This is a genomic window from Leisingera sp. SA215, assembly GCF_055902035.1.
Window position 1 is genome coordinate 133,110 of sequence record NZ_JBVVXU010000007.1, and the last position, 19,904, is coordinate 153,013.

Below are 19,904 nucleotides of genomic sequence, written 5' to 3' on the forward strand. Positions count from 1 at the left end.
TCCTGCCCGACACGGTGCTGGAGAGCATTTTTTCTACAATCTACTTATAATAAACAATTATTTTAGATTTTGGGTCTCTCGCAGCGCGAAAAACTATGCGCGCCGCGAAGAAATATCCGCTTCCCTACAACCGATCAGAAATCCAGGTTTTCGACGCTGAGCGCGTTCTTCTGGATAAACTCGCGGCGGGGTTCGACGACATCGCCCATCAGTTTGGTGAACAGGTCATCCGCCTCGACCATATCGTCGATCCGCACCTGCAGCAGGGTGCGGGCATCAGGATCCAGTGTAGTTTCCCACAGCTGGTCCGGGTTCATTTCGCCGAGACCTTTGTAGCGCTGAAGCGAAAGACCCTTTTCGCCTTCCTCCAGGATCGCTTTCAGAAGCTCCAGCGGCCCGTGGATAATCTGACTGCGGTCGCGGCGGTGCAGCTGGGCAGTGGTGCCGTAGACTTCCTGCAGGCTTTGGGTGAAGCTGCCGGTCTTGCGCGCCTCGCCGGAGCGCAGCATCGGCCCGTCCAGGGTGCGCACTTCCTCGACGCCGCGCAGGATGCGGGCCAGGCGGATGCCGTGATCCTGGGTGATCCGGCCCTGCCAGCCGCGCTCATATTCCAGCGCAATGGCGTCCAGCCGCGCCGCAACCTTATCGGCGACGCCCTGCAGATCGGAATCCACCGCACCGGGGACAAAGGCGCCTGCCACGGCGGCCTGCTCCAGAATGTGGCGCGGGTAATGGGTCGGGAAGGCATCCAGAACCCGTTTCAGCTGGCGCGCCTCGTCAACCACGCGTTTCAGATCCTGGCCGGTCAGCTCTTCGCCCGTTCCCAGCTTGAGCACCGCGCCCTCGACCCCCTGGTTGACCAGGTAGTCATCCATAGCGGCCTGATCCTTCAGATAGACCTCGGATTTGCCGCGGCTGACCTTATAGAGCGGCGGCTGCGCAATATAGAGGTAGCCGCCTTCGATCAGCTCCGGCATCTGCCGGTAGAAGAAGGTCAGCAGCAGGGTGCGGATATGGGCGCCGTCGACGTCCGCATCGGTCATGATGACAATCTTGTGGTAGCGCAGTTTTTCGATATTGAACTCGTCGCGGCCGATGCCGGTGCCCAGCGCCATCACCAGGTTGCCGATCTCCTGACTGCCCAGCATCCGGTCAAAGCGGGCGCGCTCCACGTTCAGGATCTTGCCTTTCAGCGGCAGGATCGCCTGCGTCTGCCGGTCCCGGCCGGTCTGGGCCGAGCCGCCGGCCGAATCCCCCTCGACGAGGAAGACTTCGGTCTTGGAGGGGTCTTTCTCGGAACAGTCTTTCAGCTTGCCGGCCAGATAATTCACATCCATCGCGGTCTTACGGCGGGTCAGTTCGCGGGCTTTGCGGGCGGCCTCGCGGGCCAGCGCGGCCTCGACGATCTTGCCGACGATCTGCTTGGCCTGGCCGGGGTTTTCCTCAAACCACTCTGACAGTTTTTCCCCGACCAGGCTTTCGACCACCGGGCGCACCTCGGACGACACCAGTTTGTCCTTGGTCTGGCTGGAGAATTTCGGATCCGGCACTTTCACCGACAGCACGCAAGTCAGCCCTTCGCGGGCGTCGTCGCCGGTGAAGCTGACTTTTTCCTTCTTTGCGATGCCCGAGGTCTGCGCGTAATTGTTGATGGTCCGGGTCAGCGCGCCGCGGAAGCCCGCCACATGGGTGCCGCCATCGCGCTGCGGGATGTTGTTGGTGAAGGGCAGCACCGTTTCATGATAGCTGTCATTCCACCACATGGCGATCTCGACGACAATCTCGTCCCGTTCGCCGATGATGTAAACCGGGGTTTCCATCACCGGAGTCTTGTGGCGGTCCAGATATTTGACGAATTCCTTGACCCCGCCCTCATAGAACAGCTCAATCTCCAGCCGCTCGGCCGGGCGCTCGTCAATCAGGATGATCCGCACGCCGGAGTTCAGGAAGGCCAGTTCCCGCAGGCGCTTTTCCAGCGTCTCGAAGATGTAGTCCAGGTTCGAAAACGTGTCAGTCGAGGCCAGGAAACGCACCTCGGTGCCGGTCCGGTCGCCGCAATCGCCGACCACTTCCAGATGTTTGGCGGTCTCGCCGCGTTCAAACCGGGCGATATGCTCCTTGCCGTCGCGCCAGATGCGCAGTTCCAGCCAATCGGAGAGTGCGTTCACCACCGAAACACCCACGCCGTGCAGACCGCCCGAGACCTTGTAGGAGTTGCTGTCGAACTTGCCGCCGGCATGCAGCTGGGTCATGATGACCTCGGCCGCCGAGACGCCTTCCTCCTCGTGGATGCCGACCGGAATGCCGCGGCCGTTGTCGCTGACAGAGACGCTGGAATCGGCGTGGATTTTCACCGTCACGTGGTCGGCGTGGCCCGCCAGCGCCTCGTCGATGCCGTTGTCCACGACTTCATAGACCATGTGGTGCAGGCCCGAGCCATCGTCGGTGTCCCCGATATACATGCCGGGGCGTTTGCGAACCGCCTCCAACCCTTTGAGAACCTTGATGGAATCCGCGCCATATTCTGCGGGGGCCTGCTCGTTTCCGGACATTCGCATCTTCCTGTCTTTGCTTCGGGATTTTATACGAAACCTGGCCGGGATTGTCACGCGCAAGCCCTTTTTTTTCTGGGCAGAATCAGGCCGCCTTGGCCCCCAGCCCGCCAGCCGCCGCAAGCCAGGATTTCACCTTGGTTTCCGGCGCGTCTGTTGCAGGGGCAAAAGTGGTGAAGCGGGTGGGTTTAATGCCCACAAAGCCGAGGATCTGGCGGCTGATGAATGTCTTCACTGCGTTACCGTAGAACAGCCGCAGCAGCAGCGCCGGGGTGTCCGACGTCAGCAGAACCCGGGCCGTCTTTCCTGTCAGCATCGGCGCTGGCAGGCCCATGAAATTGGCGTTGCGGGTGTCAAAGGCCCGCCCGGGCAGCAATGCGCGGTCAAAGACTGCCTTCAGCTTGGCAGGAATCGCACCCCACCACAGGGGCGCGGCCATGACCACATGCTCTGCCCACTCCAGATCCTCCAGAAAGGCTGCCAGATCCGGTTCCAGCGGCTTGGGATCCTTATACCCGCTTTGGCCATAATCCATGTCGAACTGCATCTGCGAGATGTCATGGCTGCGTATTTTATGGCCGTTTTCCTCTGCGGCGGCTTGATAGGCGGCGCACAGCGATTTCGACAGGGATGCTTGGCCGGGGTGGCCGTTCAGGATCAGGATTTTCCGGGCAGACATTTCGGGCTCCACGCATTAAGTTGACCTTGGTCACTTTATTGAATCAAAATTGACCGCGGTCAATTATAAAAGTGACCGCGGTCAATAACGAACCCGTGAGGCTCAGACATGACACGCGCACCCCAGAAGCGGCGGCTGGAAACCCGGGCAAAACTGCTAAGTGTGGCGGCAGCCATCGTGCAGGAGCAGGGCTACAGCGGTTTGCGGGTCGAAGATGTGGTTGCCCGGGCCGGCGTCGCCAAGGGCACCCTGTTTTCCCATTTCAAGGACAAGGACGGGCTGCTGGCAGTCCTGATCGGGGAGGAGGTGACGCGGCTGCTCGACGGGATGGAATCCGCCGGGGCCCCTTCGGATATTCCCGGCCTGACCGCCCGCCTCGCACCGCATCTAGACTATGTCGCGCAAGACCGGGTCATTTTCGATCTTCTGCTGCGCTACTCAGGCACCACAGCGGCGGAACCGGATGAGGTGGTTACCGCAAGCTTCACCCGGCAGGTCGCGCTGCTGGCCCGCTGGCTGCAGTACATGCAGGCCGCCGGCAGCATTCGCCAAAGCCCGCCGCCGCAGCTATTGGCAGAAGGCATTCAGGCCTTCCTGAACCATGTGCTGGGCGTCTGGTTCTGCATGGAGCATAACAACGAGGCACCGCCTGCCCGGACGCTGGAGCCTTACCTGAAGGCCTGGCTGCAGCCGCCTGCCTAGAATACCGGAATCAAAAGCCCCACCGCGATCAGCAGGCCGCCGGAGACCAGGTTGATGCGCCGCCGGATCCGCGTCGAGGTCACCGCACGCCGCACCCGGTGCACCATGCCCGCCAATGCAAGATTGCCCGCCAGCGGAACCACGAAAGACAACGTCACGATCGCGGCAACATCCGTCCAGGACGTGGACGTCAGGTCAAAAAAACCGGGCAGAACGCCCATGTAGAACAGAATGGCTTTGGGATTGCCCAGGATCGCCGCTATGCCGGCCATGAACCCCGCCCAAATGCCAGGGCGGGTGAGTGCCCGGTTTTCTTCAACCGCCTCGCCGGCATGGCGGATCAGCAAATAACCCATGCCGAGGAACATAAGGCAGGCCAGCCAGCGCAGCGCGGTCATGATGCCGGTGAATTCCGACACCACCCAGGACATGCCGGCCACGGCGATCAGCGGCCACAGGATGTCGCCGCAAGCCACCCCCGCCGCCAATGGCCAGGCCGCCTGGAACCCGCCCGACACCGAACGTGCCATCAGCGCCAGCCACACCGGGCCGGGAGTCAGGAACAAGATCAGCAGCGCCCCCGCATAGAGGGTCAGATCCCAGGGAGAAACGGTCATTTCTGCAAAACCTCCGAGGTGCCGCCGCTGTCGGACACCTCCAGCACCTGCGCCCGCCCGTCCAATTCGGCAAACAGCTCCGGCCCGGTTCCGGTCATCCAGGCCTGGGTGCCGAGCGTGCAGATCTCGTCATAGAGCGCGGCGCGGCGGGCGGCATCCAGATGCGCGGCGACCTCATCCAGCAGCAGGATCGGCGGCGCGCCTTCCCGCTGCGCCAGCGCCCGCGCGTTGGCCAGGATCAGCGACACCAGCAGCGCCTTCTGCTCGCCGGTGGAGCACTCTTTGGCCGGGATGCCTTTTGCCTGGTAGGTGCCGATCAGATCGGTTCTGTGCGGCCCGACAAGGGTCCGGCCCGCCGCGAGATCGCGGAACCGGCTTTCCTCCAGGGCTTCTTTGAAATCCGCCTCAGACGACGGCATGCTGCCTTCGGACTGCAGCAACTCCAGCTCCGCCGCTGGAAAGGCCGTTTCCGCCTCCGCCTGCGCCAGCTGCAGCAAATCCACTGCCTGCACCCGTGCCACATGGATCCGGTGCCCGGCGGCGGCCATCCGGTCTTCCAGCACCCGGTACCAGGCGGCGTCGCGCACCTGCTCCTTCAGCAGCCGGTTGCGCTCGCGCATCGCCTTTTCATAGGCCAGCGAGACCTCGGCATGAGACGGCTCGAAACTCAGCGCAATCCGGTCGAGAAAGCGCCGCCGCCCTTCGGCTGCTTCAATCCACAGCCGGTCCATCGCCGGGATCAGCCAGACCACCCGGGCCACCTGCCCCAGCGCAATCTGGCTGGCGGATTTATTGTCGATCTTCACCTGCCGGGCATTGCCACCCTCGGACCAGGTTTCCACCTCATAGGCCTGCGAGGGCGCCCGCAATTCCCCCTTCAGCTTCCACCCAAGCGCCTCCGGCTGGCGCGCCATCTCCGCCGCGCTGGCCCGGCGCAACCCGCGGCCGGGCGAAAACAGAGACACCGCTTCCAGGATATTGGTCTTGCCCGCGCCGTTGTCCCCGTGAATGGCCACGGGACGCCCGTCCAAACGCAGTTCCGCCCGCAAATGCGAGCGGAAATGGGACAAGGTCAGGGCTGTCAGGGCCAGCACGCGGCGCGCTCCCGTTTCATCTTTCCAAAAATACTCGCGTCCCGCCGCCCGGCAGGGCAGTCAGCACCGTCAGCCGCGTCAGACCCGCATCGGCATCACGACGTAGACAGCGCTTTCGTCATTGCCTTCGCGCATTAGCGTCGGATCGCCTGAGGAATTGAACATGAACACGGCATTCTCCCGGTCCACCTGGTTGGCGATCTCCAGCAAGTACTTGGCATTAAATCCAATCTCCAGCCGCTCATCATTGTAAGCCACCGCCAGCTCTTCTTCCGCGGCACCGCTGTCCGGGGCATTCACCGACAGGATCAGGCGGTCTTCTTCCAGCTGCAGCTTCACCGCGCGGGAGCGTTCCGAGGACACAGTTGCGACCCGGTCCACCGCCTGGGCAAACTCGGCGGCGTCCACTTCCAGACGGCGGGTGTTACCGGCCGGGATCACCCGGGTGTAGTCGGGGAAGGTGCCGTCGATCACCTTGGAGGTCAGGGTGATGTTCGGGGTGGCAAAGCGCACCTTGGTTTCCGAAACCGACACGGCGATGTCCATGTCATCGTCGTCCAGGAGCTTGCGCAGCTCGCCCACGGTCTTGCGCGGCACGATCACGCCCGGCATGTCCTCGGCGCCCAGCGGCAGTTCGGCGTCAATCCGGGCCAGACGGTGACCGTCGGTGGCCACGGCCCGCAGCGCCTTGCCGCCTTCCGTCGCGGTGGAGACATGCAAATAGACACCGTTCAGATAGTACCGGGTCTCCTCGGTTGAGATCGCAAATTTCGACTTGTCGAACAGACGGCGCAGCACCGCGGCCTTGGCGGCGAAATTCGAGTGGTATTCCGACGAGGCCATCACCGGGAAATCCTCCCGCGGCAGGGTCGCCAGCGAGAAGTTCGACCGGCCCGCCTCCACCGTCAGACGGCCGGTTGCGGCGTCCGCACTCAAGGTGACAAGCGCACCGTCGGGCAGCTTGCGGACAATCTCGTGCAGGGTGGTGGCGGCCACGGTGGTGGCACCGGCGCGCTCCACCTGGGCGGGCGCCTTGTCGACCACTTCGATATCCAGGTCGGTTGCGCGGAACTGGACGCTGTCGCTCTCGGCTTCGATCAGCACATTCGCCAGGATTGGAATGGTATTGCGGCGCTCAACCACAGACTGTGCCTGAGCCACAGCCTTGAGAAGCGTGCCGCGTTCGATGCTGATCTTCATGTCCCAAATCCTCTTCGTCATGCCCGTGTCAGTGGCCGGGACAAGCAACCTACCGGTTTACCCCTGCCGCACAAGGCTTTTATGGATTTCTCCAAGGGTTTCCCGGCGGGGTCAAGAGGCGGCAGGCGGCATTAGGGCCAAACCGTGGAAAACGTTGCCGCAGAACCCGTCGCTGTCCCTGCGGGGACAAGGTTGGATAATCTGGTCGTATCCCCGCGGGGACAGTACCGGAAAACGCCCCGGCGTTGCGGCCGGGGCGTGATAGGGGGCGGGCAAAACACTGGAGAGGTGCTTAGGCCTTCACCCGCTCCGATTTCGGATCATACATCGGCTTCAAGGAGGCTTCGGCTTTGACCTTCACACCGCAGACGTCGATCTCGTAAGATGAACCCAGAACATCTGCTGCGCTTTCGCCTTCGCAGGGCACATAGCCCATGCCGATGGCAGCGCCCAGCGTGTGGCCGTAGTTTCCGGAGCTGAGGTAGCCCACGTATTCGCCGTCCCGCAGGATCGGTTCGTTGTGGAACAACAGCGGCTCGGCGTCAGTCAGCTTGAACTGAACCATGCGGTTCTTGGGACCGGTTTCCTTGCGTGCCAGCACCGCCGCCTTGCCGATGAAATCGTCCTTGCCGGTGGCAACCGCAAAGCCGAGGCCTGCGTCGATGACATTGTCCTCGCAGGTGATGTCATGGCCGAAGTGGCGGAAGCCCTTTTCGATCCGGCAGCTGTCCATCATGTGCATGCCGCAGAGTTTCAGCCCCATGTCCTGGCCGGCTTCCCACAGGGTTTCGAACGCATGGCCGGACATTTCCGCCGGGATATAAATCTCCCAGCCGAGTTCGCCGACATAGGTCACCCGGTGCACACGGGCGAGACCCATGCCCAGCTCGATCTCCTGCGCGGTGCCAAAAGGGTTCACCTCGTTGGAGAAATCGTTGGGCGACACTTTCTGCAGCAGTTTGCGGGCGTTCGGCCCCATTACTGCCAGCACGCCCTCGCCCGCTGTCACATCGGTGAGCACGACGTTGAAATCGCCCTTGTGCCGCATCATCCAGGTCTGATCGGCCAGACGGGTCACTGCCGGGGTGACCACCAGATAGACGGTCTCCGACAGGCGGGTGACGGTGACGTCAGCCTCGATGCCGCCGCGCGGGTTGAGGAACTGGGTGTAAACGATCTTGCCCGCAGGCACCGAGACATTGGCGCCGCAGATGTAGTTCAGGAAGGCTTCGGCATCCGGGCCTTCGACGCGGATCTTGCCAAAGGAGGACATGTCGTACATGCCGGCGTTTTCGCGCAACGCCTTGTGTTCGGCAGCCGAGTTTTCGAACCAGTTCTGCCGCTTCCAGCTGTACTGGTATTCGCGTTCCTGGCCTTCGCCCGCAAACCAGTTGGCGCGTTCCCAGCCGCCGATTTCACCCATTACCGCGCCCTGCTGCAGCAAATGGTGGTGGAAGGGGCTGCGGCGCACGCCGCGGGCGGTGGCCTTTTGGCGATAGGGAAAATGGTCGGCGTACAAGAGGCCCAGGGTCTCTTTCGAACGTTCGAACAGGTAGTGTTTGTTGCCCTGGAACGGGTGCATGCGGGAGATGTCCACATCGCCCAGATCAAACGGTTTCTGGCCGTCTTCCATCCACTGCGCCAGAGCCATGCCAGCGCCGCCGGCCGACTGGATGCCGATCGAGTTGAAGCCCGCAGCAACCCAGAAGTTGTCCATCTCCGGTGCCAGGCCCAGGTGGTAGGCGTCGTCGGGAGTGAAGGATTCAGGCCCGTTGAAGAAGGTATGGATACCGGCCTCGGCCAGCATCGGCATCCGGTTGCAGGCGGCCTCGAGAATGGGCTCGAAGTGGTCGAAATCCTCGGGCAGCTGGTCGAATTCGAATGTGTCGGGGATGCCGTTCATCGCCCAGGGCTTGGCGTTCGGTTCAAAGGCGCCCAGCAGGATCTTTCCGGCGTCTTCCTTGTAGTAGGCGCATTCGTCCGGCACTCGCAGCACCGGCATCTGGGTGAGGCCCGCGATGCCTTCGGTCACGATATAGAAATGCTCGCAGGCGTGCAGCGGCACGTTGACGCCTGCCATGCGGCCAACCTCGTGTCCCCACATGCCGGCGCAGTTCACCACCATGTCGGCCTCGATATGGCCCTGGAACTGGCCGTCGTCGCTGATCCAATCCACCCCGGTGACGCGGCGGCCGTCCTTGGAGATGCCGGTGACCTTGATGCGTTCCTTGACCAGCGCGCCGCGCTGGCGGGCGCCCTTGGCCAGGGCCAGGGCGATGTTGGCCGGGTCGCCCTGCCCGTCCTTGGGCAACCACACGCCAGCGGTCACGTCGCCGACATTCAGGTGTTCGTAGCGGGCTTTTACTTCCTCAGGCGAGATTTCCTCTACCTCGACGCCGAATGCCCGCGCCATGGCAGCCTGGCGAAAGATCTCTTCCTTGCGTTCTTCGGTCAGGGCAACGGTGATCGAGCCGCAGCGCTTGAAGCCGGTGGCAACGCCGGTTTCCTCTTCCAGCGCGCCGTACAGCTCCTGGCTGTACTTTGCCAGCTTGGTCATGTTGGCAGTGGCGCGCAGCTGGGCGATCAGGCCGGCGGCGTGCCAGGTGGTGCCGGAGGTCAGCTGCTTGCGCTCCAGCAGCACAACATCCTTCCAGCCGAGCTTGGTCAGGTGATAGGCCACCGAGCAGCCGATCACGCCGCCGCCGATAATGACCACGCGGGCCTTGTTGGGAAGATCGCTCATCTCATCGCTCCACAGTCAGTGTTTGCATCTGATTACCATGAGCAGGCGGCGGAAAATGTATCAAAAACGCCAGGCTTCCCCGGCTATTCTCCGGTCTTGAGGATATTCTCCGAACCGTCCTGTCCCAGCCGGCGGCGTTTGCGCAAGGTGAAAGGCGTGATGCCGAAGAAGCTTTTGTAAAGGGAAGAGAACCCGTTCGGGAATCCGCAGGCGAGGCCGATTTCGCGGACGCTCATCGTGGTGTTGAGCAGCAGGTTATTGGCTTTGGAGAGCCGCATTTCACGGTAGAAACCGTTGGGGGTGGTGCCCAGGAAGGTCTTGAACTTGCGTTCAAGGGAGCGGGTCGAGATGCCGAGTTCATCCACGATTTCGCTGATCGGCGCCGGTTCCTCGATATTGTCCTGCATGATGCGGATGCAATGGTCCAGGTCGCTGTCGCCGGTGATCGTCGGTTTGGCGCCGGCAAAGGGCTGCAGTGAGGAGAAATCGCGCACCTGTTCGTGCAGCATGATGTTGCCCACGGTCATCTGCACCGCGGCAGAGGTGAGCCGCCCGACCAGAGCCAGTGCGATGTCGATTGTGGAGCCCATGCCAGCGCAGGTCACCACCAGCCCGTCCTCGCTGGCTAGCGCATGGCTGGAATCGTTCAGCCCCATGCGCTCGCGCAGCAGGGCGGAGTTTTCCCAATGGGTGGTCAGCCGTCCGGCCGTCCCGCCCTGGTCGCGGATATAGCGGGCGGCGGCCTCGGCCAGCAGATAGACCTTGATGCCGCGGCAGGTGTAGCTGGAGATCACCCGCCCCAAGCTGAGGCCCGGATGATCCGGATCCGAGTTGCCCAGGAAGAAGGCGAAATCCGCGTCCGGTTTTGCCGCAAAGGGTTCGGTATCCAGGCTGAGGCCTGCCCGGCAGCCAACCCGGCCGCCCTGCAGCGAGCGCACCGTCCACTTGAACGGCGGCTGTGCCAGCACCCGGTTGGCAATGCGCAGCACTTCGAGAAGCGCCGACATCTCGATCAGCACAAATCCTTCGGTGACGATGATGTCTATATTCCAGACCCGGGCCGGGGCCGGGGCGGCGGGTTTGAGTTTTTCCGGAGTAGCCATGCAGATCCCCCTGCCAGACGATGTCAGACGATCCGGTGCCCGGCCGCGCGCAGCCGGCGGGCCAGTTCGGAAATATGATGCGGGCCGACTTCGCAGCAGCCGCCCACGATTGCGGCGCCCTGGGCAACCCAGGCCATCGCAAAATCCGCATAGGCCGCCGGCCCCAGATCCTGGCGTTGCTCCAGCGCATCCACGGTGGCGGCGTCCTGCAGGAAACCCTCGGATATCCGGGTGAACCCGTTTGCGAAGGCCCCAAACGGCTTACCGAATCCTCTCACGATATTCAGTCCTTCGCCGATGACCTCGGGCCGGGAACAGTTGAGCAGAACCGCATCGGGCTGGAACTCCTCGATTATCTGGGCAAGCGCTGAAAGCGGCTCTCCGGAACGCAGCAGGGTGCCATCCTCGTCCTTGACGGAGGCGGCCAGCCAGACCGGCTTATCCGTGTCCAAACAGCCCATCAGCGCGCCTTTGGCATGCTCTATTGAGGAGACCGTCTCGATCAGGAAGAGGTCGGCTGAAGGCTCCAGCAGCGAGACCAGCTCGGCGTAAGTGTGTTTCGCTTCGTCCTGCGGCGGACAGATGTCCGGGCGGTAAGAGGCGATCAGCGGGCCAAGCGCTGCAGCGACGCGGCCGGAGCCATGGGTGTTCCGTGCGGCGGCCGCTTGAACAGCTGCCGTTTCCAGTAGTTCTTCGAAGCGGCCTTCCAGCCCGGCGCGCTGCAGCCGGTCGCGCAGAACCGCATAGGTGTTTGTGGTGGCAATCGTGGCGCCTGCGGCGAAGTAATCGGCATGGATGCCGCCGACCACTTCGGGCCTGTCAAGCATCACTGCGGTGGACCATAGGGGGGTTGCCCGGTCGCCGGACCGTTTGACAACCTCCTGCCCGATCGAGCCGTCAAGAAGCGTGATCTCAGCCATACCGGACTGTCCTTTCCGTGGAGCGCCTGCGCCGCCAGGATACATGAAACGATCCGGCGGCGCAGGCTGTCTTTCTTTGCGGCGTCAACCCGGACCGCTACAGCCCGGACTCATGGCCGTTATCAGGCACGCAGGCGCTCGTTGACCGGATCCCACAGCGGTTCGTCTTTCTGGACCACCGCACGGCATTTCTGGCCGTAAATTTCGACCTCCAGCTCGGTGCCCGGCACCGCAAGGTCGCTGCGCACCATGCCCAGCGCAATCGAGGCGTTGACCCGGTAGCCCCAGTCGCCCGAGGTGGTCTCGCCCACGATCCCGCCATCTTTCCAGATGCAGGACATATAGGGTGCATCCGCATCGCCAGCCTCGACGATCAGGGTCACAAAGGTCTTTTTCGGACCTTGCTGCTTTTCCCTTTGAATAGCGGCCTTGCCCGGGAAGCCCTGCGGCTTGTCCAGTTTGATAAACCGCTCCAGCCCGCCTTCGAGCAGGGAGAAATCGGTGGACAGATCGCCCTTCCAGCTGCGGTAGCCTTTTTCAATGCGCAGAGAGTTCAGCGCATACATGCCAAACGGTTTGGCGCCGCCTTCGATCAGGGCCGCATAGATCTCTGCCTGATGCTCGTTGGCACAGTGGACTTCCCAGCCCAGTTCGCCGGCATAGGAAACCCGCGCCAAGAAGGCGGGCTTGCCAGCGACGGTGGCTTCCTGGTGGGTCAGCCAGCCCAGGGACAAGTCGGCGTCAGAGAGGCCCGCAAACAGCTCACGCGATTTCGGACCGGTGACAATCATGGTCGCAAAATCGGTGGTGCGATCAGTCAGGGTCAGGCCTGCGGGCAGTGCCTTGCGCAGGATCTCGAAGTCGTGCCACTGGGCCGAACCTGCGGTGATCATGGTGAAGTGGTCTTCGCCATGGCGGATGCAGGACATCTCGGTCAGGATGCGGCCGCGCTCGTCCGCAATGTAGACCAGGTTCATCCGGCCCGCTTTCGGCAGGCCGCCGGTGACCAGGCCGCGCAGGAATTCCGCGGCGCCTTCACCCTCCAGGTTGAAGCGGGAGAAACCCGGCAGATCCAGCACGCCGACGCTGTCGCGGACCGCCTCGCATTCTTCCTTGATCCGCTGCTGCCACGGGCCGGAGCGGCCCCAGGTATGGGTAGCCTCTTCAGAGGTGTCGTCACCGGGTTTGGCAAACCAGTTGGCGCGTTCCCAGCCGTTATAGGCCCCCATCTGGCCGCCCAGCTCCTTGATCTTGTCATGGACCTGGCTGACCTTCTTGCCGCGCGCGGCCGGCCATTCGTGGTGCGGGAAGTGCATGGCGTATTCGTTGCCGTAGACCTCCATGCCTTTCTTGTCGCAGTAATCCTGGTCGGTGTAGTCGGTGTAGCGGCGCGGATCGACCGCCCACATGTCCCACTCGGTCTGACCATCGACGATCCATTCCGCCAGCACCTTGCCCGCGCCGCCGCCCTGAGCGATGCCGAAGGTGAACACACAGGCCTCGAACGCATTGTCGACACCCGGCATAGGGCCAATCAGCGGCAGACCGTCGGGGGCATAGGGGATCGGCCCGTTGATCACGCTGGAGACGCCCGAGGCAGCCATCAGCGGCACCCGCTCCATCGCATCGGTCACGATGTCCTCGATCCGGTCCAGATCGTCCGACCACAGCTGGAACGAGAAATCGTCCGGCATCCGGTCGTCGTCGGTCATCCAGTGGCCTTTGCAGTTCGGCTCGTAAGGGCCGAGATTGTAGCCGTTCTTTTCCTGACGCAGATAATAGGACACGTCCACGTCGCGGATCAGCGGCAGTTTTTTGCCGTGTTCCTTGCTCCAGGCTTCCACCTCATCGATCTGCTCGGTCAGCAGATACTGATGGGACATCACCATCATCGGTACGGTGCGGCCGCCAAAGGGTTTGAACCATTCCCCGACACGCTGGGCATAATACCCAGCCGCGTTGACCACGTAATCACACTCGATGTCACCCTTTTCGGTGTGCACGACCCAGGTCTTGTCTTCCTTTTGGGTCACACCGGTGGCCGGGCAAAAGCGAATGATCTTCTGTCCCATGTCGCGCGCGCCCTTGGCCAGCGCCTGGGTCAGCTGCGCCGGGTCGATGTCGCCGTCCGACGGGTCCCACAGAACGCCTTCCAGGTCGTGGGTTTCCAGGAACGGGTAGTTCGCCTTGGCCTGTTCCGGAGTCCACATCTCCATCCCGATGCCCTGGTAGCGGCCCATTGAACAGGCGCGCTCGAACTCCTGGATCCGCTCCTTGGTATGCGCCAGCCGGATCGAGCCGGTCTGGTGGTAGTTCATCGGATAGTCGACCTCTTCGCCAAGTCGCGCATACAGCTCGGTCGAATAGCGCTGCATGTTCATGATCGCCCAGGAGGTCGAGAAGGTCGGCACATTGCCGGCCGCGTGCCAGGTCGAACCGGCGGTCAGCTCGTTCTTTTCCAAGAGCACGCAATCGGTCCAGCCTTTCTTGGCCAGATGATAAAGCGACGAGGCGCCGATGACGCCGCCGCCGATGATGACCACGCGGGCCTTGGTTGGAAAATCAGACATTGTCGCTCCCTAGTCTCAGTCCTTTTGCGGCACGCCGTCCGCAATCTCGTAAAAATCGCCTTTACTGGCGGTGAAGATGTGCTTTTCGATCTTCATCCCCGTGGCGCCGTCGACTGCGCCAAGCGCAAAGCTGGTGGTGTCCTCGTCATGCGCCTTCCAGAACAGGAAGGAGCCGCAGCGCGGGCAGCTGCCGCGTTTGGCCAGCGGGCTGGACGCAAACCAGCTGACAGGGCCGGTGATAGTCAATTCGTCATCCTTGACATAAGCCGAGGACCAGATGCCGCCGGATTGCTTGCGGCACTGGCTGCAATGGCACATCGAGGCGCCTTGCGGCCGGGCCACTGTTTCAAAGCGGATGTCGCCGCAGAGGCAGGATCCCTTGATCATTGAACTTCTCCTAATACACCGGCGGCGCGATCACCCAGACCGCCACGGCAGGCTCGTCATAGGGGTTCGACCACTGATAGGGTTCATGCTTGATCCGGAAACTGTCGCCAGGACCAACGGTAAAGGCGCGGCCGCCGATCAGCAGATCCAGCTTGCCCGAGATCACATAGCCGACCTCCTGCGTCGGCCGGTGCGCCGGTTTCTGCATCTTTGAGTGCGCGCGGAAGGTGGAATGCACCATCTCGAAATCGTCGGTCAGGTCGGGCGACAGCAGCTCTTCGATCAACCCTTCCTCGCCCGAGCCCATCGGGCGGCGGCTGCCGGCCCGCACCACATAGCCATGCTCCTCGGCCGGCGCCTCGGAATGGGCGAACAGCATCGACATCGGCACGCCCAGCGCCTGCGCCAGCTCGCGCAGATCGGAAATCGAGGGGTCCGACTTGTCCCGCTCAACCTGGCTCAGCCAGCCGACAGACCGGTTCAGCACCGCCGCGAGATCCGCCAGCGTCAGCCCGCGCGCCTTGCGCAATGCCCTGATGTCCGCCCCCAGTGTGGCCGCTGCCAGCGCCTGATCGTTCACCAGCCTTCTCCCCGTCCGTGAAAATTTCCTCTCGTTTTTCACGATGCCCCGGAATCGTGAAATTTCCAAGCATTTTTTCACGCCGCCTGTAACCGGCAAGGAAAAACCCAGCGCCATCAGGCGCCGGGCTGCTTCTTTCTGGTCAAAAACACTCTGGGGTGAGACCGCAGGCCGAGGGGCAAAGCCCCTGAATGCGCGAATCAGATGCGGCGGAACACCTGCTGCAGGATTGCGGCCAGGTGATCCGCATCTTCCGCCGTGAAAGCGTCCGGCTGGTCGCTGTCGATGTCGAACACCCCGATCAACTCCCCCTGCCCGTTCCAGACCGGCAGCACCAGTTCCGAACGGGTTGAGGAGGCACAGGCGATATGGCCGGGGAACGCCTCCACATCCGCCACCAGCTGCACCTCGCCGGTGCGCGCCGCGGCACCGCAGACACCACGGGAAAACGGGATCTGCAGGCAGCCGTGGCCGCCCTGATACGGGCCTATCTTCAGCAACTCCGGAGCAACAGCGCGGTAGAAGCCGGTCCAGTCGAACCGGTCGTCGGCATGATGCACTTCGCAGGTGACAGTGGCCATCAGAGCGACCTCATCCGTCTCGCCTTCGGTCAGCGACGCGATTGTCTTGGCCAGGGTTTCATAGTCGGCCCGCATGTCCTGTTCTCCTTCAACGCATTGAGGGGGCTCAATGCCCCCTCTTGACCTAACGGTCAATTCACCCCTTGAGTATTTTACAAAGGTGAAGGTCAGACCCGCTCAATTGCAATCGCCGTGCCCTCGCCGCCGCCGATGCAGATGGCGGCCACGCCGCGCTTGAGACCGCGTTTTTCCAATGCGTTCAGCAGGGTCACCATGATCCGCGCGCCGGAGGCCCCGATCGGGTGGCCCAGCGCACAGGCGCCGCCGTTTACATTCACCTTGCCGCGGGAAATGCCCATCTCATGCATGAAGGCCATCGGCACCACAGCAAAAGCTTCGTTCACTTCCCACAGGTCGACGTCTTCAACCTGCCAGCCAATGTTTTTCAGCAGCTTTTGCGCCGCCGGGACCGGTGCGGTGGTGAACAAGCCCGGTGCCTGCGCATGGCTGGCATGGCCGAGGATACGGGCGCGGACCTGCAATCCCTGTGCCGCGGCAGCCTCGGCTGAGGCGAGAACCAGTGCAGCCGCGCCGTCGGAAATGGAGGAGGCATTCGCCGCCGTTACAGTGCCGTCCTTGCGGAACGCCGGTTTCAGGGTCGGGATTTTTTCCGGGCGCGCCGATTTCGGCTGCTCATCCGCGTCGGTCACCACCTCCCCTTTGCGGGTTTTTACGGTAACGGCCGCAATTTCCCCGTCAAATGCGCCGCTGTCCTGGGCTTCCAGCGCGTTGGCGAGCGATTTCAGCGCGTATTCGTCCTGAGCTTCGCGGGTGAACTGGTATTTTTCAGCGCAATCCTCGGCAAAGGTGCCCATCAGGCGGCCCTTGTCGTAGGCATCTTCCAGCCCGTCGAGGAACATGTGGTCGATCACCTGGCCATGGCCGAGACGGGCGCCGCCGCGCATCTTGGGCAGCATATAGGGCGCGTTGGTCATGCTTTCCATGCCGCCGGCCACCATTGTCCCGGCATGGCCCAGCGCGATCTGGTCAAAGGCGATCATCGCCGCCTTCATGCCCGAGCCGCACATTTTGTTAACGGTCGTGGCCGGAACCTCCTCACCCAGGCCCGCGGCGAAACCCGCCTGACGCGCCGGCGCCTGGCCCTGGCCGGCAGGCAGAACGCAGCCCATCAGCACCTCATCGACAGTGGCAGCACCGGCGCCTTCAAGGGCCGCCCGGATGGCCGCGCCGCCCAGCTCCGAAGCCGTCACCCCGTCGTACATTCCCTGGAACCCGCCCATAGGGGTCCGGGCCGCCCCGGCGATAACAACATCTTTCATGCAATTTTCCTCCAATCGTCAAAATAATACCTACAGAATAGTAAGCTTTGCGGTCTAGAGTGCTGGCAAATGACGTTACATCCCGGGGGACTGAAATGAGCCTGACCACTACCATGACGGACGATGCACAAATCGTCAAAGTCAATGCCGATCGCATTGATGCCGCCATGGCCATCCAGTTCAAGGAGGACATGCGCGCGGAAACAGAATCCGGTGCCGATCGTGTCATCCTGGATCTCTCCGAAGTGCAGTTTATCGACTCCAGCGGGCTTGGCGCGATCGTCGCCGCGATGAAACAGCTTGGCGGCACCCGGAAACTGGACCTCGCCGGACTGACCCCGATGGTCGAAAAAGTGTTCCGGCTGACCCGCATGGATACGATCTTTGACCTTTATGGTTCGCTTAGCGACGCAATCGCTCCGGCAGAAGCAAGCTCCTGACGACAACTGCGCTGTCAGCGTAAAGCGAGAAATCGATGGTAAAAACCTTTGCCTGCTCGTTCACGGCGACGAACTTGGATGCCCGTTCCGGCATTTCCTCGATTGTGGCCCGGCTTCGGTCCCTGGGAGTACCGGGAGCCCGTGTGGATGAGGTGCAAATTGCTCTGACGGAGGCCGTGAACAACATCGTTGAACACGCCTATGAAAGTGCGTCGCCGGGGAAGGTGCGGATTCGGGGCGAGGTTTATCCTGAACACTTGTGGATCAGCATTCAGGACGCAGGCGCCCCCTATCCTAAAGGTGAGTTGCCGGAGGGCAAACCCGCGGATATCAACGTTCCGGCCGAAAATCTGCCCGAAGGCGGGTTCGGCTGGTTTCTGATCCGCGAATTGGCAAGCCAAGTCCAATATGAGCGTTCGGAAGGAAGCAACAAACTGTCGCTCTGCTTTGAATTCAAAGTGACCAGCCCTTCAGCCGAAGTCTGAACCGGGCTCCGGTTCGCCGGGGACACGGCCGCCGGTTTGCTGCATTTTAACGCAGCGCCATAATCCCGCCGCAAACCCGGCCCACCTCGGCCAGATAGATATGCGACGTCTGAGCTGTAGCTGAAATGAGCTTCCCCCGGTGCCGCGTGTTCTAGCCCCCACCAGTGCGCGGCACCGGGGATAATTCATCTGGCCAGCTTTCCTGCTTCACGATAACGTTCCGTTCCTTCGGACCCGCGGTGGATTTAGGTTGCGTTCCCGCCGCTTGCGCCTAGCCTTTGGCAAGTGACAGCAGGAGCAGGAAAATGCGCGACTTCCATCTTCCGGGGCGATCAGCGGTCTTGGCCCAAAACGGCCTGTGCGCAACCTCGCATCCTCTGGCCGCCAGTGTCGCCATCGACATCCTGAAACGCGGCGGCAATGCAATGGACGCCGCTTTGGCCGGGGCGGTCTTGCTGGGGATCTGCGAACCGCAAATGACGGGAATCGGCGGGGATTGCTTTGTTCTTTATTCCCGCCCGGGACAGGGCATTGAGGCACTGAACGGATCGGGCCGCGCCCCTGCCGGGGCCAGCGCTGCAGCACTCCGGGCAAAGGGGCTGGAAACCGTGCCGCTGGACAGCCCCGATGCGGTGACGATCCCCTGCGCGATTGACGCGTTCTGCCGCCTGGCCGAAAGCGAAGGGCGGCTTGGGATGGATGCACTGCTGCAACCGGCAATCCACTATGCCGAAGAGGGCGTTCCCGTGGCACCGCGCACCGCCTTTGACTGGCAAAACAATGCGAAGGCTTTGCAGGGCGCGGCCCGGCGCCACTATTTAAAAGACGGCCAGCCGTTAAGAACCGGCGATGTGTTCCGCGCGCCCGGACAAGCCGAGGTACTGCGCCGCATCGCGAAGGACGGGCGGGATGCCTTTTATTGCGGGGAAGTGGCCGAAGATATGGCCGCCGCACTGACGGAGCTTGGAGGCGTCCACACGTTGGAGGATTTCGCCGCGGCTGGCAGCTTTGCAACGCAGCCGGTTGACGGCTGCTACAAAGGCCTGAGTCTATCCGAGCATCCGCCCAACGGCCAGGGTGCAACAGCCATTTTGCTGCTGAACATCCTCAAGCATTTCGACATCGCCGGGATGGATCCCTTTGGCGCAGACCGTGCGCATATCGAGGCGGAGGCCGCCAAACTTGCCTATGATGCGCGCAACCGTTTCCTCGCAGATCCCGGCCACACCACCCGGCTGGCGCATATGCTGGCGCCTGAAACGGCTGCCGGGCTTGCCGCGCTGATTGACCCCAAGCACGCCCTGCCGGCAGCGCAGCCGCTAACGGAGGCGGTGCACAGGGACACGGTCTATATAACCGTGGTGGACAAGGACCGCATGGCGGTCTCCCTGATTTATTCTATCTTCCACGGCTTCGGCTCTGGCATTGCGTCGGAAAAATTCGGCATCCTGCTGCAGAACCGCGGCGCTGGCTTTACCCTGAAGGCGGGTCACCCGAATGAATTCGGCCCCGGAAAACAGCCGATGCATACGATCATCCCCGCCCTGCTGCAGCAGGACGGGGAGGTGATCATGCCCTTTGGGGTGATGGGCGGCGGTTATCAGCCGACCGGGCACGCCCGGCTGGTCTCAAACCTCGCTGATTTTGGCATGGACCTGCAATCCGCTGTCGATGCGCCCCGCTGCTTTGCCGATGGCAGCGTGCTGAAACTGGAGCGCGGCTATGCTGCTGAGGTTCACCGGAAGCTTGCAGATGCGGGGCACCGTGTGGTGGTGCCGGACACACCGCTGGGCGGCGCGCAGGCAATACGGATGCACGCCTCAGGCGTTTTGGAAGGCGCCAGTGATCCGCGCAAGGACGGCTGCGCGCTGGGATATTGATTTCCGGGTGTTCCTGCCCGCCTGAAACAGC

The 19,904-nt window shown here is 62.5% G+C and carries 17 protein-coding genes; 4 read left to right on the forward strand and 13 right to left on the reverse strand.

Features of this window, described 5'->3' with window-relative positions:
• Positions 1-134: 134 nt before the first annotated feature.
• Together gyrB and AC0KW6_RS09835 are read right to left on the reverse strand one after the other, a co-directional pair.
• Entirely contained in the window at positions 135-2,552 is a 2,418-nt protein-coding gene (gene gyrB / locus AC0KW6_RS09830; protein ID WP_474034815.1) for a DNA topoisomerase (ATP-hydrolyzing) subunit B, read from the reverse strand.
• An 85-nt stretch (positions 2,553-2,637) separates the two neighbouring features.
• Positions 2,638-3,231, reverse strand: a complete 594-nt coding sequence (locus AC0KW6_RS09835) for an NAD(P)H-dependent oxidoreductase (RefSeq protein WP_323775466.1) — start codon at positions 3,229-3,231, stop codon at positions 2,638-2,640.
• A 108-nt stretch (positions 3,232-3,339) separates the two neighbouring features.
• On the opposite strand from AC0KW6_RS09835, the gene AC0KW6_RS09840 reads away from it, so the two are divergent.
• The gene (locus AC0KW6_RS09840) at positions 3,340-3,933 is read left to right on the forward strand and encodes a TetR/AcrR family transcriptional regulator (protein WP_323775467.1); all 594 of its coding nucleotides are present in this window, start codon (positions 3,340-3,342) and stop codon (positions 3,931-3,933) included.
• On the opposite strand, the gene AC0KW6_RS09845 is transcribed toward AC0KW6_RS09840, so the two are convergent.
• The 11 genes from AC0KW6_RS09845 to AC0KW6_RS09895 form a co-directional block, all read right to left on the reverse strand.
• On the reverse strand, positions 3,930-4,550 hold the full coding sequence (locus AC0KW6_RS09845) for a LysE family translocator (protein WP_323775468.1): 621 nt from the start codon (positions 4,548-4,550) through the stop codon (positions 3,930-3,932). The two genes, AC0KW6_RS09840 and AC0KW6_RS09845, sit on opposite strands and share 4 nt — an antisense overlap.
• Complete coding sequence (recF, locus tag AC0KW6_RS09850; RefSeq protein WP_474034816.1) at positions 4,547-5,644, reverse strand: DNA replication/repair protein RecF; 1,098 nt, start codon at positions 5,642-5,644, stop codon at positions 4,547-4,549. Before recF ends, AC0KW6_RS09845 begins: the two co-directional genes overlap by 4 nt.
• Positions 5,645-5,722: 78 nt before the next feature.
• The gene (dnaN, locus tag AC0KW6_RS09855) at positions 5,723-6,844 is read right to left on the reverse strand and encodes a DNA polymerase III subunit beta (protein ID WP_474034855.1); all 1,122 of its coding nucleotides are present in this window, start codon (positions 6,842-6,844) and stop codon (positions 5,723-5,725) included.
• A 292-nt stretch (positions 6,845-7,136) separates the two neighbouring features.
• Entirely contained in the window at positions 7,137-9,587 is a 2,451-nt protein-coding gene (locus AC0KW6_RS09860) for a GcvT family protein (protein ID WP_474034817.1), read from the reverse strand.
• 83 nt (positions 9,588-9,670) lie between these two features.
• Positions 9,671-10,690: a GlxA family transcriptional regulator gene (locus AC0KW6_RS09865; protein ID WP_474034818.1), complete on the reverse strand. Its 1,020-nt coding sequence runs from the start codon at positions 10,688-10,690 to the stop codon at positions 9,671-9,673.
• Between the two features lie 23 nt (positions 10,691-10,713).
• Complete coding sequence (locus tag AC0KW6_RS09870; protein ID WP_474034819.1) at positions 10,714-11,610, reverse strand: homocysteine S-methyltransferase family protein; 897 nt, start codon at positions 11,608-11,610, stop codon at positions 10,714-10,716.
• 122 nt (positions 11,611-11,732) lie between these two features.
• Entirely contained in the window at positions 11,733-14,180 is a 2,448-nt protein-coding gene (locus AC0KW6_RS09875; RefSeq protein ID WP_323775474.1) for a GcvT family protein, read from the reverse strand.
• A gap of 15 nt (positions 14,181-14,195) precedes the next feature.
• Positions 14,196-14,567, reverse strand: a complete 372-nt coding sequence (locus AC0KW6_RS09880) for a GFA family protein (protein WP_323775475.1) — start codon at positions 14,565-14,567, stop codon at positions 14,196-14,198.
• Positions 14,568-14,577: 10 nt separating this feature from the next.
• On the reverse strand, positions 14,578-15,147 hold the full coding sequence (locus AC0KW6_RS09885; protein ID WP_474034820.1) for a helix-turn-helix domain-containing protein: 570 nt from the start codon (positions 15,145-15,147) through the stop codon (positions 14,578-14,580).
• 200 nt (positions 15,148-15,347) lie between these two features.
• Positions 15,348-15,803 (reverse strand): GAF domain-containing protein, encoded by a 456-nt coding sequence (locus tag AC0KW6_RS09890; protein ID WP_323775477.1) that lies wholly within the window; start codon positions 15,801-15,803, stop codon positions 15,348-15,350.
• 92 nt (positions 15,804-15,895) lie between these two features.
• Positions 15,896-17,068: an acetyl-CoA C-acyltransferase gene (locus AC0KW6_RS09895; RefSeq protein WP_323775478.1), complete on the reverse strand. Its 1,173-nt coding sequence runs from the start codon at positions 17,066-17,068 to the stop codon at positions 15,896-15,898.
• Between the two features lie 95 nt (positions 17,069-17,163).
• Here AC0KW6_RS09895 and AC0KW6_RS09900 point away from each other — a divergent pair, with 95 nt between their 5' ends.
• The 3 genes from AC0KW6_RS09900 to AC0KW6_RS09910 all read left to right on the forward strand — a co-directional run bounded on the left by AC0KW6_RS09900 (position 17,164) and on the right by AC0KW6_RS09910 (position 19,873).
• Complete coding sequence (locus AC0KW6_RS09900; protein ID WP_323775479.1) at positions 17,164-17,508, forward strand: STAS domain-containing protein; 345 nt, start codon at positions 17,164-17,166, stop codon at positions 17,506-17,508.
• A 35-nt stretch (positions 17,509-17,543) separates the two neighbouring features.
• Complete coding sequence (locus tag AC0KW6_RS09905; protein WP_323775480.1) at positions 17,544-17,993, forward strand: ATP-binding protein; 450 nt, start codon at positions 17,544-17,546, stop codon at positions 17,991-17,993.
• A 305-nt stretch (positions 17,994-18,298) separates the two neighbouring features.
• Positions 18,299-19,873, forward strand: coding sequence for a gamma-glutamyltransferase family protein (locus AC0KW6_RS09910; RefSeq protein WP_474034821.1), 1,575 nt, complete (start codon positions 18,299-18,301; stop codon positions 19,871-19,873).
• Positions 19,874-19,904: the final 31 nt, after the last annotated feature.